The organism is Micromonospora ureilytica (assembly GCF_015751765.1).
Taxonomy (GTDB): Bacteria; Actinomycetota; Actinomycetes; order Mycobacteriales; family Micromonosporaceae; genus Micromonospora; species Micromonospora ureilytica.
In genome coordinates this window covers 229,324-243,568 of sequence record NZ_JADOTX010000001.1, presented here as the reverse complement: position 1 = coordinate 243,568, position 14,245 = coordinate 229,324, and the positions used below count along the sequence as shown (strand labels likewise).

The window sequence follows — 14,245 nt, the reverse complement described above, 5'->3', positions numbered from 1 at the left end:
GGTGGGCTCAGCCGCGCGGGGCGTCGACGATCACCGAGTCGGCGAGTCGGTCGTGCAGGCCACGCCGGTGCTCGTCCATGATCAGCGCGGGGACGACCAGGGCCAGCAGCAGGCCACGGATCAGCCCTCGGAGCACCCCGATCCGGCCGCCGTCGTGCCAGTTCACGCAGCGGATCTTGGTGATGTACATGCCCGGCGTCTGGGCGAACAGGCCGAGGAAGATGCCGTACACCAGGACCAGCACCAGCACCGGGGCCCAGCCGTCGCGTACCGGGTCGGCGAAGAAGTTGGACACCAGCAGGCAGAGCACCCAGTCGATGATCAGCGCACCGAACCGCTTGCCGAGGCTCGGTGGGGCGAAGGTGGGGTCGGTGGCCGGCGCTGCCGGGGCCTGCGGATTGCTCACAGCGATCAAGGGTATCCGCGCCCGGATGAGGGGCTGCCGGGTGTCGCCACCACTGCGTGCCGATTCGGGCCAAAGCCATCAGATGTCATTACACTGGCCCAGCCGGTACGGCGTTCGCGCAGGCTGAGTGCGTGGACAGGAGCGTCGCTGACGCTCCGCGAGGGACGTAACACGGCAGAAACACTGAAGACATGGCCGGGCAACCGCTTGGCCCTAGCGTCGCCAGAAGCCTAGCCACCCCGTGGACGTGCCAGGAGGATGTGTGTTCGCCAATCCCGAGGAACTGCTGCGATACCTCAAGAACGAGGACGTGAAGTTCGTCGACGTTCGTTTCTGTGACCTGCCCGGCGTGATGCAGCACTTCAACCTGCCGGTCGAGTCCGTCAACGACGACCTCTTCACCGACGGCCTCGCGTTCGACGGTTCGTCGATCCGCGGTTTCCAGGCGATCCACGAGTCGGACATGCTCCTGCTCCCGGATGTCGCCACCGCGTTCATCGACCCGTTCCGCGCGCAGAAGACGCTCGCGCTCAACTTCTTCATCCACGACCCGTTCACCCGCGAGGCCTACAGCCGCGACCCGCGCAACGTGGCGAAGAAGGCCGAGGCGTACCTGGCGGCGAGCGGTATCGCCGACACCGCCTACTTCGGCGCCGAGGCGGAGTTCTACATCTTCGACTCGATCCGCCACGAGACCTCGGCGCACCAGTCGTTCTACTACATCGACTCGATCGAGGGCGCCTGGAACACCGGCCGCGAAGAAGCGGGCGGCAACCTCGGTTACAAGACCGCGTACAAGGGCGGCTACTTCCCCGTCCCGCCGGTCGACCACTACGCCGACCTGCGTGACTCGATCGTGCGCCGGCTCGTCGACACCGGTTTCAACGTGGAGCGCTCGCACCACGAGGTGGGCACCGCCGGCCAGTCCGAGATCAACTACCGGTTCTCCACCCTGCTGCACGCCGGTGACCAGCTCCAGCTCTTCAAGTACATCGTGAAGAACGAGGCGTGGGCCAACGGCAAGACCGCGACCTTCATGCCCAAGCCGCTCTTCGGCGACAACGGCTCCGGCATGCACACCCACCAGAGCCTCTGGCTCAACGGTGAGCCGCTGTTCTACGACGAGACCGGCTACGCCGGCCTGTCCGACATGGCCCGCTGGTACATCGGTGGCCTGCTGCACCACGCGCCGTCGCTGCTGGCCTTCACCAACCCGACGGTCAACTCGTACCGTCGCCTCGTGCCGGGCTACGAGGCGCCGGTCAACCTGGTCTACTCGCAGCGCAACCGCTCCGCCTGCACCCGCATCCCGGTGACCGGCAGCAACGCCAAGGCCAAGCGCGTCGAGTTCCGCGTCCCGGACCCGTCGGCCAACGTCTACCTGGCCTTCTCGGCCATGATGATGGCCGGCCTGGACGGCATCAAGAGCAAGATGGAGCCGCCGACGCCGATCGACAAGGACCTCTACGACCTCCCGCCGGAGGAGTGGGGCGACGTCAAGCAGGTGCCGGGCTCGCTGCCGGCCGTGCTCGACTCGCTGGAGGCCGACCACGACTACCTGCTCGACGGCGGCGTCTTCACCCCCGACCTGATCTCCACCTGGGTCGACTGGAAGCGCGCCAACGAGGTCGACCCGGTGCGTCTGCGCCCGACCCCGCACGAGTTCGCCATGTACTACGACTGCTGAGGCAGTCTGACGCACCACGACTGCTGAGCAGTCGCTCGAACACCGGCCGGGCCGGCTCCGCTCATCGCGGAGCCGGCCCGGCTCGCTTTGCGCCGCCCCCCGGCATACCTTCGCGTCCGATATATTGCTCCGGTGGACACACCACTGCGCGAACCAACCTTCCTGATCCTCACCGCCCTGGCCGCCCGGCCGATGCACGGCTACGGGCTGATCGGCGAGGTCGCCGCCCTCTCCGACAACCAGGTGTCGCTACGCCCCGGAACGCTCTACGGGGCGCTCGACCGGCTGGTCGACGCCGGCCTCGTCGAGGTCGACAGGGAGGAGGTGGTGGACGGCCGACTACGCCGCTACTACCGCCTCTCCCCCAGCGGGGAGACCACGTTGAGCACCGAGACCGAGCGGCTGCGCCGCAACGTCGAAGCCGCCACCACCCGGCTGTCCAAGCGGACTCGCGCCGCCCTCCCGACCATCCCGCGCACGGCCGGAGGCTTGGCATGAGCGACCTGGAACGCCGCTACCTCCGGCTGCTGCGCGCGTACCCCGCCGACTACCGGCGCGCCCGCGGCGCCGAAATCGTCGGTACCTACCTCGACCTGGCCGCCCCCGACCAACGCTGGCCGGCGCCGGCGGACGCCGCGGACCTGGTGCGCGGCGGCCTTCGCCAGCGGCTGCGGGCCGCGGGCGTCACCGACCTGATCCCTGGGGTACGCCTCGCGGCGCTGCTCGCCCTGGTCACCGCGAGCGCCCTCGCCGGCGTCTGGGGTACGGCGGAGCTGCATCCACCGCCCGTGGAGTGGGGCGTCCCGCGCGTCGGCCCGTTCGTCTCGCTCGGTGTCGTCACGTGGGTGGCGTGGCTGCTGGCGGCGGTGGTGATCACCGTCGCGCCGAGCCGGGTCGCCCGGTGGGCCATCGCCCTCGCGCTCCTGCTCACGATTGCGCTGCCACCGGTCGCAGCGGCGTTCGACGCGCTCCGACCGCCGCTGATGGTGCTGCTGCCGCAGGTGGTCCTGGGCCTGCTGGGGCTGGCCCTGCCCGACCAACCCTCCCGGGTGATCCGCCTCGCGCCGGCGCTGTCCGCGTTGTTGGCGGTGGTGGCGACGGAATTCGTGGTGGGCTTGAACCCGGTCCTCACCTACTACGGCACCACCCTGGACGTCTTCCTGCCCACCGTCGGCGGGCTGCTGCTGGTCGTCGGGGCTCTGCTGGCCATGGGTCTGGCACTGGGCGGGGACGCCCGCGGCGGCTGGGCGCTCGTCACACTGCTCACCCCCGCCGGCTTCCTCGCGGTGCCCGGCCTCGCCGACAGCTTCGGCCCGGCATACGGCACCGCCACCTTCGCGGAACTGGCCGTGACCGCTGTCGCCGTCGCGCTCGCCGGCCCCGCCGTCCTACTCCTGACCATCCTGTTCCGCTCCCGCCGAACCCCCACCCCCCAGCCCTCGGGCCAACCCTGCCCCACCTGCGGCGCAAGAGCCTGACCCGACCCGACCCCACCCCACCCCACCCCAAGATCATGCTCGATCCTGGATGTAGTGGTCTCGATCGCGTCGGACACCACTACATCCACGTTCGAGCACGATCTTGACCGCACGACGATGACGATCATGAGGTTAGCGAGGCGTTCCGTCCGGATTGCCACCCGTCAACCTCATGATCGACGACGTCGGCGGCGGGCGGCTGCGTACGAGCACGGTCAGGAGCAGGGCGGTCATCGCCAGGGCGCCCGGGGCCTTCGTGACGCGGGCCAGGTTGGTGCCGTCGGGCAGGGCGAGGAAGGCTGCCGCCGCGGCGGGCAGCACGAACCACGTCGTACGGGCGGCGGTGAGCGCGAGCAGCGCCAGGGGCCAGGTCGCGTACCAGGGGTGGAAGACCGGGGACAGGACGACTGTGGCGACCAGCGCCAACGCCGCACCGTGCAGCGCCACCCGGGGGCCCGCAATCTCGGGACCCGCAACCCGCAGGGTCTGCCAGGCCCGCCACCAGAGCGCTGTCAGCACTCCGACGAGCAGCAGCAGCGCGACCGCCCGGACTCCCGGCACCGCCTGCGGGTCCCGGCCGACCAGCGCGCCTGCGTAGTCCACCACGAAGCCCACGGCGGTGGGTGGTGACGTCCACTGCTCGGAGTCGCCACTGTGGGTCAGCCCGCCGACCCAGCCGAAGCCGAGACCGGACGCCGCCGAGGTGACCAGCAGCGCGGCGAGCAGCCCTCCGGCCAGCCAACCGCCGTGGCGCAGCAACGCCCGTACCGTGTAGCGGTCAGGAATCCCGGCCAGCACGGCGAACGGCACCACCACCACGGCAGTGGCCTTCACCGTGACCGCCAGCCCGAGCAGCGCTCCGGCGAGCAGCAACGCCGCCGGCCGACCCGGTCGACGGACCACGATCAGCAGCCCGGACAGCAGCAGGCCCAGCATCACGGCGTCGTTGTGCGCGCCGGCCACCAGGTGTACGCCGACCAGCGGACCGGCCAGCGCCAACCAGACCGCCCGCCGGGGCGGCGTCCCGGCCGCCCGCGCCAGAGCAGGCAGGCAGAGCGCGGCCAGCAGCAGCCCCGCCACGGCGATGACGCGCAGCGCCACGATGGTGCCGGTGAGCCCACCACCGAGGCCGACGGCGAGCGCCGCGAGCAGCACGAACACCGGCCCGTACGGCGCCGGGGTGTCCCGCCAGATCGGGGCCACCGTGTCCAGCCAGGGGCAGCCCGCCGCCGCCACCCCCACTGTGTACGGGTCGACGCCGTGTGCGTACGTCCAGCCCTGGCAGGCGTACGAGTAGACGTCCCGGCTGCCCAGTGGTGGCGCGACAAGCAGCGGTAGTGCCCACAGCCCGGCGGTGACGTACGCCCAACGGGTCGACGGGGCGCCCCCGCGCAGCGACCACCACGCCCCGACCAGCAGTGCGGTGCCGACCAGCCAGCAGGTGAGCGTCGCCGGGCCGCCCGGGGCCCGCCAGATCGACGCGGGTGTCCCGCCCAGCGGGGCGGCGGGCAGCGCCCCGCCGAGGTATCCGGCCACGGCGAGCAGGACGGCGCCGGCCAGGCCCGCGTACCGGGCACCCGATGACGCCAACGACACAGGCGGCGGAACGGGCGGGCCGGGAGTGGTCACCGGCGCACCTTCCCTCAGTCGGCGGCGACCGGCTGACGGGCCGCCCGAGCCGACCGTACCAACCGGATGACCAGCACGATCACCAACAGCGTCATCAGCGGCGCCCCGACCGTCTTGGTGTACCGGGGCAGCCCGGTGCCGTTGGGCAGCACCAGGAACGACGCGACAAGGGCGACCACGATGAACCATCTGGTCCGCTGGGCGGTGGCCGCCAGCACGAACAGCGGCCACGCCCAGTACCAGGGGTGCACCACGGGGGCGAGCGCGACGGTGAGGGCGAGCGCGATCCCGGCGTGGTACAGCGGGTCGCGGGTGCGCGCCCGCCACCAGAGCCAGACGAGCAGCACGGCCAGGAGCACCACGGCGATCCCGCGAGTGACCGGCAGCGCGTCGATGTGACCGCCGAACGGCGCCGCGACGTACCCGATCGTCTGCCCGACAGCTGTCGACGGGGAGGTCCAGGCGATGGCGGCGCCACCCCCGGACAGCCCGCCGACCCAACCGAAGTCCAGCCCACCGGCGACTGTCACGCCGACCACGGCGGCGACCGTGCCGCCGACCACCCAGCCGCCGTCGCGGATCAGCGTTCGGATCCGGAACGGCCCGGCGGTGGCCGCCAGCGCGGCGAACGGCACCACCACCACGGCGGTCACCTTGATCGCCACCGCGACCCCGAGGAGCAGACCGCCGACCAGCAGCATTCCGCGCCGGCCCGGGTGCGACGCCACCACGGCCAGCCCACCGACCAGCGCGGCGAGCATCAGCACGTCGTTGTGGGGACCACCGATCAGGTGCGCGGCGACCAGGGGGGAACCCAGCGCCAGCCACACCGCCCGCTTCGCCGGCACACCGGCTCGACGCGCCAGCACCGGCAGGGCCCAGGCGGTGAGGACCACACCGACCAGCGACAGCGCGCGGAACAGCACGATGCTGGCGGTCAGCGAACCGGTGGCCTTCACCACGGCGCCCGCGATGAGCACGAACAGCGGCCCGTACGGCGCCGGGGTGTCGCGCCAGATGACCGAGACCGTGTCCAGCCAGGGGCAGGGCAGTGCGGAGACGCCCTGCTCGTACGGGCTGATGCCGCCGACGAAGCTGGCGCCCTGGCAGGCGTACGCGTAGACGTCCCGGCTGCCGAAGGGCGGCGCGATCAGCAGTGGCAGCAGCCAGAGCCCGACGGTGACCACTGCCCACCGCGTCGAGGGTCCCCCGTCACGCAGTGCCCACCAGGCGTACGCCATCAGGCCGGTGCCGACCGCCCAGGCGGCGAGGATCAGCGGGCCGTTGGGCTCCTGCCAGATGCTGACCGGGGTGCTGCGCAGGGGGCCGCTGGGGAACGCGCCGCCGAGGAAGGCGGACAACGCGAGCAGCAGCGAGCCGGCCAGGCCGGTCCAGCGCGCGAGGTGGGAGGGCACGCCGGACATGCTGCCAGCCCGACGGTGTGCGGCCGACGGCAGGCACGGTCAACAGTGGCGCGTCGGTGCCAGCGCACTGGAGATCGAGTAGTCACCGGCGGCGCGGACCCGCACCTCCGTCCACCCGTCCTCGCCCGGTCGCAGGCAGCCGTCCGGGCCGCTCAGCGAGAGCCAGCGCGACCAGCGCACCCGGACCGGCACGTTCCCGGGCGTGGCGGTCAGCCGAACCGCGCCGCGCTCGGCGGCGACGAGGTGACCCGGGGCGCCGACCAGCGAGGTCGGGTCGACCACTGCGTACATCCGCCAGGTCGGGTCGCTCCAGACCTCCCGCAGGTACGGCAGGCCGGCGCGGATCAGCGCGGCCTCGTCGCGGCCCCACCGGTCGGCGGGGGCGTTTGGGGCGAGCACCACGTAGGTCACCGCCTCGTGCCGTAACCACTGCTCGTACGTCTGCGCGGTCAGGCTGCCGTCGTAGAACAGCGCGTTGCGGTCGCTGTCGACCTGGCGTTCCCAGCCCCGGGCCAGTGGCACGGTCGGCGGCAGGTACGCGGACTCCCAGTGGTCGCGCAGCGGCACCACCTCGACCCGCCCGGCCGGCTGCCGCCTGTCGAGTTCGGCGACGAGCGGTTGGTAGAAGCTCCTGGCGCTCTCCGGGGCGCCGGCCCGGGTCACGTCGCTCACCATCACCGGGGACTGCCACCACACGGTCGCGGCGAGCAGCCCGGCCAGCCACGGCCCGGGCAACGCGGCGTACCCGGCCAGCACGGGCAGGGCGAACAGCATCGGCAGTCGCAGGGCGTTGGACCCGATGGGGCTGGGCACGTAGTACGCCCCGACCAGGAGCAGCACGGTGAGCGCCGCGCCGATGCGCAACACCCGGCGGCGACGCGGCAGCACGACTCCCACCAGCACCGCGAGCGCGACGTTGATGCGCATCGACTCGGCCGAGTACGGCTGGGTGCCGCCGTTGCCGAAGACGAACGCGATCGGGGCGAGCGTGACGGCGGGTGCCACGGCCAGGACGAACCCCTCGGCCAGTGGGCGCTCGGCTCGCCAGCCTCCGGGCAGCGGGCGGCCCGGCCCGTCACCGGTACGCAGAGCGGCCAGCAGCAACGCCGCGCCGGCCAGCCCGGTGAACAGGCCGGCGACCGGGCTGGCCGCCGTCGCCAGGGCGGCGCAGCCGGCGGCGAGCGTCAACCGGAGCCAGCGCGGTGGGCGTTCCGCGCTGACCGCGCAGAGCGCCAGCAGGCCGAACGCCAGCCCGACCGCGAAGGTGATCCGACCGCTCGCCAGGTTGCCGACCAGCACCACGGCGCCGAGGACGCCGGCCAGCAGCGGCCGGCGGGCCCGGTTGCGGGTGAACAGCCAACCCAGCGCGGCCGCGCCGGCCACGGCGGCGACCGCACCCAGCGGGCGCACCCCGATCAGCGCGCCCAACCGGGCCGTGAACAGGCTGTAGCCGTACTGGTTGACGCCGCCGTACCAGCCGAAGTCGACAGGCGCGGCCCCGTACCGCTCGGTGAACCCGGCACGGGCCACCTGGGCGGCGAGGTCGTTGCCCATCGGCGGCGCGAGGAGGAACGCGACGGCGAGCACCACAGCGACCCCGGTCACCGTGCCCACGACGCGTAGCCCGGTGGGGCGCGGCGACGCGTCAGGCATCGAGGACCCGTTCGGCCGCGGCGCGGGAGCGGCGGCCGGTGCGCAGGTACTCGTCGAGGAACTCCCCCGGGTCGTCCCGGCCGAGCAGCCGGGCCACCCCGGCCAACTCCACCCCGTGCCGGGGCAGTTGGTCGCCGGCCCGGCCCCGGACCAGCATCAACGCGTTGCGGACCTGCGCGGCCAGGGCCCAACCGGCGGCCATCTCCGCGGCGTCCGTCGGGTCGATCAGGCCGGCCCGCTCGGCCGCCGCGAGGGCGTCGAGGGTACGCGTGCCGCGCAGCGCCGGGTTCGCGCCGGCGTGCCGGAGCTGGACGAGTTGCACTGCCCACTCCACGTCGGCGAGCCCACCGCGACCCAGCTTGGTGTGGGTGGCCGGGTCGGCGCCACGGGGCAGCCGCTCGGTCTCCACCCGGGCCTTGATCCGCCGGATCTCGACGACCTGTTCGCGGGTCAACCCGTCGGCCGGGTAGCGCACCGGCTGAATCATCGCCTCGAACTCGGCGCCCAGGTCGGCGTCACCGCAGACGAACCGGGCGCGCAGCAGTGCCTGCGCCTCCCACACCCGCGACCAGCGGGCGTAGTACTGCGCGTACGCGGCGAGGCTGCGCACCAGCGGACCCTGGCGGCCCTCCGGCCGCAGGTCGGCGTCGACGCCCAGCGGCGGGTCGGGGGCGGGCACGCCGAGCAGTCGGCGCAACTCCTCGGCGACGGCGTGCGCGGCGGCGCTGGCGGCGCTCTCGCTGCTGCCCGGCGGCGGGTCGTAGACGAAGAGCACGTCGGCGTCGGAGAGGTAGTTCGACTCGTACCCGCCGAGCCGGCCCATGCCGATGACCGCGAACCGCAGCCCCTCCGGCGCCGGCTGGCTGGCCTGGGCGGCCCGCAACGCGGCGGTCAGGGTGGCGTCGGTGACGTCGGAGAGGGCCGTACCGACCACTGTGATGTCGGACAGCTTGGGGGCCGACCGGTTCACGCCGTCCGGCCGGGTGGGGCTGGGCGCCAGCGCGCCCGCCCGGCAGAGCACGTCGGCGCAGGCCACCCGAACCAGCTCGCGACGTCGCAGCGCGCGCACCGCGCTGGTGGCCTCGACCGGGTCGGTGTGCCGGGCCGCCGCCGCCAGGAACCCCTCCCGCAGCACCTCGGGCGGGCGTGGCGCCAGCTCGTTCTCCTCGGCCAGCAGCCGCAGCGCCTCCGGGTCGCGGGCGAGCAGGTCGGCGACGTACCGGGACAGGGCGAGGACCCGGGCCAACCGACGGGCGACCGGGCCACCGTCGCGCAGCAGTCGCAGATACCAGGGGGTGCTGCCCAGCTTGTCGGAGACCTTCCGGTAGTTGAGCAGCCCCCGGTCCGGCTCCGGCGCGTCGGCGAACTCGCTGAGCAGCACCGGCAGCAACGTGCGCTGAATGGCCGCCGTGCGGCTCACCCCGCCGGTGAGCGCCTGGAGGTGACGCAACGCCCCGGCCGGGTCGGCGAAGCCGAGGATCTCCAGGCGGTTCCTGGCCGCCTCCGGGGTGAGCCGCAACCCGTCGGCCGGCACCCGGGCCACCGACTCCAGCAGCGGCCGGTAGAGCAGTTTGGCGTGCAGTCGGCGTACCTCGGTGGCGTGGGTGACCCACTCGGCCCGGAAGCTCTCCACGGCACTGCGCCCCGGCGTGGCCGTGAAACCCAGCGCGGCGGCGAGCCAGCGCAGCGCGCCCGGCTCGGCGGGCACTGTGTGCGTACGACGCAGGCCCTGGAGTTGCAGCCGGTGCTCGACGCTGCGCAGGAAGCGGTAGCCGCGCAGCAGGGCCTCGCCGTCGGCCCGACCGACGTAGCCGCCGGCGACGAGCGCGCGCAACGCCGGGATGGTGCCGGGCGGGCGCAGCGTCTCGTCGCCGCGACCGTGCACGAGTTGCAGCAGCTGGACCGCGAACTCGATGTCGCGCAGCCCGCCGGGACCGCGCTTGATCTCGCGCTCCAACTCCTTCGGCGGGATGTGGTCGATGATCCGGCGGCGCATGGCGCGGACGTCCTCGACCGCCTCGGGCCGCTCGGCCGCCCGCCAGACCAGCGGCGCGAGCTGGTCGATCCACTCCTGGGCCAGCGGCAGGTCACCGGCGGCCGGGCGGGCCTTGAGCAGGGCCTGGAACTCCCAGGTGCGCGCCCACCGCCGGTAGTAGGCCAGGTGGCTGGCGAGGGTCCGCACCAGCGGGCCCCGGCTGCCCTCGGGGCGCAGCGCGGCGTCCACCGGCCAGGCGACCAACCCGCAGATGTAGATCAGCCGGGTCGCCACCAGGGTCGCGGCGGACAGGTCGGCGTCCTCGGCGGCGACGAAGATGACATCCACGTCGGAGACGTAGTTCAGCTCGCCGCCGCCGCACTTGCCCATCGCCACGACCGCCAGCCGGGGCCGCTCGGTGCCCTCCGCCAACTCGGCGACAGCGATCTCGTACGCCGCGGACAGCGTCGCGTCGGCCAGCGCCGAGAGCGCGGCCATTGTCTGCTCCAGGCCGCGACCGCCGGTCAGGTCGGCCGCCGCGATCCGCAACAACGCCAGCCGGTACGCGGTCCGCAGCGCCGCCACCGCGTTGCCGCCGTCGGCCGGCTCCAGCCGCCCCTCGGCGGTCGGGGCGAGCCCGTCCGAAGCGGTCCGCAGCGCCTGGTAGTGCTCGGGGTGGGCCACCAGGTGATCGCCGAGCGCCGCCGACGCGCCGAGCACCGCGATCAGCCGCCGCCGCAGCCCGGGGTCGTTGTGCAGATCCGCGAGCAGCGCGGATCCGGTGCCGCCTTCCGTGGCGCGGCCTTCCCTGGTGCGGCCCTCGGCCTCCACGATGCGGTGCAGCTGGCGTAGCGCCAGGTCCGGGTCGGCGGCCCGGGACAGCGCAGCGAGCAGCTCCGCGGCGGCCTCGTCGACCGGTTCCTGCTCGACCGGCCGCCACAGCCGCAGTCCGTCCGAGCCGAGCAGGTCCGCGGCGCGCGCGCCGCCGTCGCCCTCGGCGGTGCCGAAGCCGTACCGGGCGAGCCGGCCCGGTGCCCTGGTCGGCCGGCTCATCAGTGCCCGAGCAGCGGCAGGCCGCGCCGCATCGTGCTGTCGTCCAACTCGCCGAGGGCCAGCGCGGCGAACCGCGCGGCGAACGGTTGCCAGACCTCCTCGACGTCGGCCAGCACCGAGGCGCAGGCCGCGACCACCAGCTCCGGGTCGTAGCCCAGCTCGGCGAGTTGGGTCGAGTCGGTGGCCCAGTCGGCGATCATCGCGGCGTCGCACTCGATGTGGAACTGCAACCCCCACGCCCGGTCACCGAGGCGGAACGCCTGATGCGGGTAGCGGGTGGACGCGGCCAGCAGGGTCGCGCCCCGGGGCAACTCGGTGATCTCGTCGGAGTGCCACTGGAGCACGTCCGGGATCAACGGCACGTACCGGAACAACGGGTCGTTCTCGGCGGCGTCGCGCCGGCCGACCACGCCGGGGCCGATCTCCGGCCCGGACGGGCTGCGCTCCACCAACCCGGCGTGCGCGGTGGCGAGCAGCTGAGCGCCCAGGCAGACCGCCAGGGTCGGCACCCGGTACCGGACCGCCTTTCGCAGCAGGCCCTCCACGGCCGGAAACCACTGTGCGCCGGGCGAGCCGTCCGACAGTGGGTACGCCTGTTGGTCGCCGCCGAGCACCACCAGCGCCGCGTACCCCTCCAGGTCGGCGGGGAGCTCGTCGCCGGCGTGCGGGCGAACCACCCACAGCTCCAGCCCAGCCTCGGTCAGCCACTCACCCAGCCGGCGCGCGTCGTCCGTCGGGTCGTTCTCGATCACCAGCGCGGTTGCCACAGGTCGAGGCTAGCCGGTACGCCGTGCGGCACCACGCCCCGGCACGGGCTCGCGCGGCCTCCCGCCGCCGTGCTCGGCGTCCCGCCGCCCGTGCTGGGCCTCCCGCCGCCCGTGTGCGGGTCCCGGCCACGGCCGGTCGTTAGGCTTTGCGGTTGTGATCAGCGAGGACAGCGCCGCCGTACGCCCGCCCGTGCTGCGCCCCGGTGACACTGTGCTGTTGGTGTCACCGTCCGGGCCGACCTCGCCGGAACGGGTGGCCCGGGGCATGGAGTTGCTCACCGGCTGGGGCCTGCACCCGGTGCCGGCGCCGAACGCGTACGCCCGCCACGGCTACCTCGCCGGCACCGACGACAGGCGCGCCGCCGACCTGAACGCGGCCTTCGCCGACCCGGAGGTGCGCGGCGTGATCTGCACTCGTGGCGGCTACGGCGCCCAACGGATCGTGGACGCCATCGACATGGCCGCCGTCCGCCGTGACCCGAAGGTGGTGGCCGGCTTCTCGGACATCACCGCGTTGCAGTTCGCGCTGTGGCGGGGCGCCCGCCTGGCCGGGGTGCACGGCCCCGGGGCTGCCTGGCGCGACGAGCGCACGCCGCTGCGGTCCGCCGAGTCCCTGCACGCGGCGTTGATGACGACCGAACCGGTGTCGATCACCGCGGACCCCACCGAGGAAACCTTCGGCGTACGCGTCCCGGGTCGCGCCACCGGCACCCTGCTCGGCGGCAACCTGTGCATGATCGCCGCGTCGATCGGCACCCCGGACCTACCCGACCTGACCGGTGCGGTGCTGTTGATCGAGGACGTGCAGGAGCCCCCGTACAAGGTCGACCGGATGCTCACCCACCTGCGCCGGGCCGGCGCACTGGACGGACTGGCCGGGGTGGCGGTCGGGCAGTTCACCGACTGCGGCGACGGCTGGGACACCACGATCGTCGACGTACTGAACGAACGCCTCGGAGACCTGGGCGTACCGGTCCTCGGCGGCCTCCCCATCGGCCACGGCCCCAACCAACTAACAGTCCCGGTAGGCACAAAAGCCACAGTGGACACCACAACAGCCACCCTCACAGCACCCCCCGCAGTCCACTAACCCCACCCACCCCCACCCCCCGCTTTGCGCCGTTGATCATGAAGTTGTTGTCACTCGCCACGGCGTGTCGTGGCAATAACTTCATGATCAACGCCAGGTCGGAGGGGTTAGGGGGATGGGGTTAGGTGGGCTATCGCGCCGAACTCCAGGGCGGCCCAGATGCCGGTCGGGGTGCGGGTGATGCCGTGGGGTTCGGCGTTGGGGGTGGGGAGGGCGTAGCCCTCGATCCGTCCGGCTCGATCAACGTGACCGATCCGGTTGGCACCCCACTCGGTGAACCACGCGCCGCCCTCTGGGTCGGCCACGATCGCGTGCGGACGGGCCGCCCGGTCTGGCAGCGGGAACTCGACGATCTCGCCATCCGGGCAGATCCGACCGAGCTGACCGGCCGTGATCTCCACGAACCAGATGGCACCGTCGTCGCCGAGGGCGATGCCGACCGGGCCCGCGTTCACTGTGGGTAGCGGGTACAACGTCACCCTGCCGTCGAGGTCGATCCGGCCGATCGCGTTCGCCTGGTTGAGGGTGAACCAGAGAGCCCGGTCCGCGCCAGCAGTGATCATCGAGGCGAATCCGCCGGTCACCGGCAGCGAAAATGCGGTGTGGGTGCCGTCGGTCTCCACCCGGCCGATCGTGTCGGAGGTCATCCCGGCGTACCAGAGCGCGCCGTCGGGGCCGGCCGCGATGCCGCATGGCCCGGTGCCGGCCGGCAGGGCGGTGTTGCGCTGCTCGCCGTCGACGGTGATCCGACCGATCCGGTCGTCTCCGGAGCGGGTGAACCAGAGCGCCCCGTCCGGCCCGGCCGTGATGATCAACGGGCGGCCGCCGGCCGAATCCAGCGGGTAGGTCCGGACCACGCCGTCGGGTGACAACCGAGCGATCCCGCCGGCATGGGCCAACGTCAGCCACAGCGCGCCGTCCGGGCCAGGCGTGATGCCGTACGGCCCGACGCCCGGCTCGGCGAGTGGAATCTCCCGAATCTCGACGGTCATTCCGCGGTGTCCTTCCGTCGGTGGATCGTCCACCCTGACCGCTCAGCCAGCGACGGCACAACCGATTTCGCCCACCACCGGCCAGGATTGT

11 protein-coding genes are annotated in these 14,245 nt (G+C 73.1%); 4 read left to right on the top strand and 7 right to left on the bottom strand.

What is annotated here, in order from left to right; translation table 11 throughout:
* Positions 1 to 7: 7 nt before the first annotated feature.
* Positions 8 to 406 carry an RDD family protein gene (locus tag IW248_RS01190; RefSeq protein ID WP_196919012.1) on the bottom strand — a complete coding sequence of 133 codons (399 nt, stop codon included), beginning with the start codon at positions 404 to 406 and terminating at the stop codon, positions 8 to 10.
* A gap of 262 nt (positions 407 to 668) precedes the next feature.
* Here IW248_RS01190 and glnA point away from each other — a divergent pair, with 262 nt between their 5' ends.
* From glnA to IW248_RS01175, 3 genes are all read left to right on the top strand, one after another.
* Positions 669 to 2,093, top strand: a complete 1,425-nt coding sequence (gene glnA, locus IW248_RS01185; RefSeq protein ID WP_124822537.1) for a type I glutamate--ammonia ligase — start codon at positions 669 to 671, stop codon at positions 2,091 to 2,093.
* A gap of 132 nt (positions 2,094 to 2,225) precedes the next feature.
* Positions 2,226 to 2,591, top strand: coding sequence for a PadR family transcriptional regulator (locus IW248_RS01180; RefSeq protein WP_196925296.1), 366 nt, complete (start codon positions 2,226 to 2,228; stop codon positions 2,589 to 2,591).
* Complete coding sequence (locus IW248_RS01175; RefSeq protein WP_196925295.1) at positions 2,588 to 3,571, top strand: hypothetical protein; 984 nt, start codon at positions 2,588 to 2,590, stop codon at positions 3,569 to 3,571. Before IW248_RS01180 ends, IW248_RS01175 begins: the two co-directional genes overlap by 4 nt.
* Before the next feature lie 132 nt (positions 3,572 to 3,703).
* Here IW248_RS01175 and mptB (IW248_RS01170) read toward each other — a convergent pair whose 3' ends face one another.
* The 5 genes from mptB (IW248_RS01170) to IW248_RS01150 are packed head-to-tail and all read right to left on the bottom strand — an operon-like array spanning position 3,704 to position 12,072.
* The gene (mptB, locus tag IW248_RS01170) at positions 3,704 to 5,200 is read right to left on the bottom strand and encodes a polyprenol phosphomannose-dependent alpha 1,6 mannosyltransferase MptB (protein ID WP_307787610.1); all 1,497 of its coding nucleotides are present in this window, start codon (positions 5,198 to 5,200) and stop codon (positions 3,704 to 3,706) included.
* Between the two features lie 14 nt (positions 5,201 to 5,214).
* On the bottom strand, positions 5,215 to 6,615 hold the full coding sequence (mptB, locus tag IW248_RS01165) for a polyprenol phosphomannose-dependent alpha 1,6 mannosyltransferase MptB (protein ID WP_196925294.1): 1,401 nt from the start codon (positions 6,613 to 6,615) through the stop codon (positions 5,215 to 5,217).
* 48 nt (positions 6,616 to 6,663) lie between these two features.
* Entirely contained in the window at positions 6,664 to 8,277 is a 1,614-nt protein-coding gene (locus IW248_RS01160) for a hypothetical protein (protein WP_231396129.1), read from the bottom strand.
* Positions 8,270 to 11,305, bottom strand: coding sequence for a bifunctional [glutamine synthetase] adenylyltransferase/[glutamine synthetase]-adenylyl-L-tyrosine phosphorylase (locus IW248_RS01155; protein ID WP_196925293.1), 3,036 nt, complete (start codon positions 11,303 to 11,305; stop codon positions 8,270 to 8,272). The genes IW248_RS01160 and IW248_RS01155 overlap by 8 nt, the downstream gene beginning before the upstream one ends.
* Positions 11,305 to 12,072, bottom strand: coding sequence for a type 1 glutamine amidotransferase (locus IW248_RS01150; protein ID WP_196925292.1), 768 nt, complete (start codon positions 12,070 to 12,072; stop codon positions 11,305 to 11,307). Before IW248_RS01150 ends, IW248_RS01155 begins: the two co-directional genes overlap by 1 nt.
* Before the next feature lie 154 nt (positions 12,073 to 12,226).
* Here IW248_RS01150 and IW248_RS01145 point away from each other — a divergent pair, with 154 nt between their 5' ends.
* Positions 12,227 to 13,162 (top strand): S66 peptidase family protein, encoded by a 936-nt coding sequence (locus tag IW248_RS01145; protein WP_196925291.1) that lies wholly within the window; start codon positions 12,227 to 12,229, stop codon positions 13,160 to 13,162.
* 107 nt (positions 13,163 to 13,269) lie between these two features.
* Here the strand turns inward: IW248_RS01145 and IW248_RS01140 are convergent, their stop codons facing one another.
* Positions 13,270 to 14,154: a Vgb family protein gene (locus tag IW248_RS01140; protein ID WP_196925290.1), complete on the bottom strand. Its 885-nt coding sequence runs from the start codon at positions 14,152 to 14,154 to the stop codon at positions 13,270 to 13,272.
* Positions 14,155 to 14,245: the final 91 nt, after the last annotated feature.

Excerpts from the sequence above, each read along its gene's own strand:
- IW248_RS01175 (WP_196925295.1), top strand. The coding sequence starts at position 2,588 with ATGAGCGACCTGGAACGCCGCTACCTCCGGCTGCTGCGCGCGTACCCC.
- IW248_RS01160 (WP_231396129.1), bottom strand. The coding sequence starts at position 8,277 with ATGCCTGACGCGTCGCCGCGCCCCACCGGGCTACGCGTCGTGGGCACG.
- IW248_RS01155 (WP_196925293.1), bottom strand. The coding sequence starts at position 11,305 with ATGAGCCGGCCGACCAGGGCACCGGGCCGGCTCGCCCGGTACGGCTTC.
- IW248_RS01140 (WP_196925290.1), bottom strand. The coding sequence starts at position 14,154 with ATGACCGTCGAGATTCGGGAGATTCCACTCGCCGAGCCGGGCGTCGGG.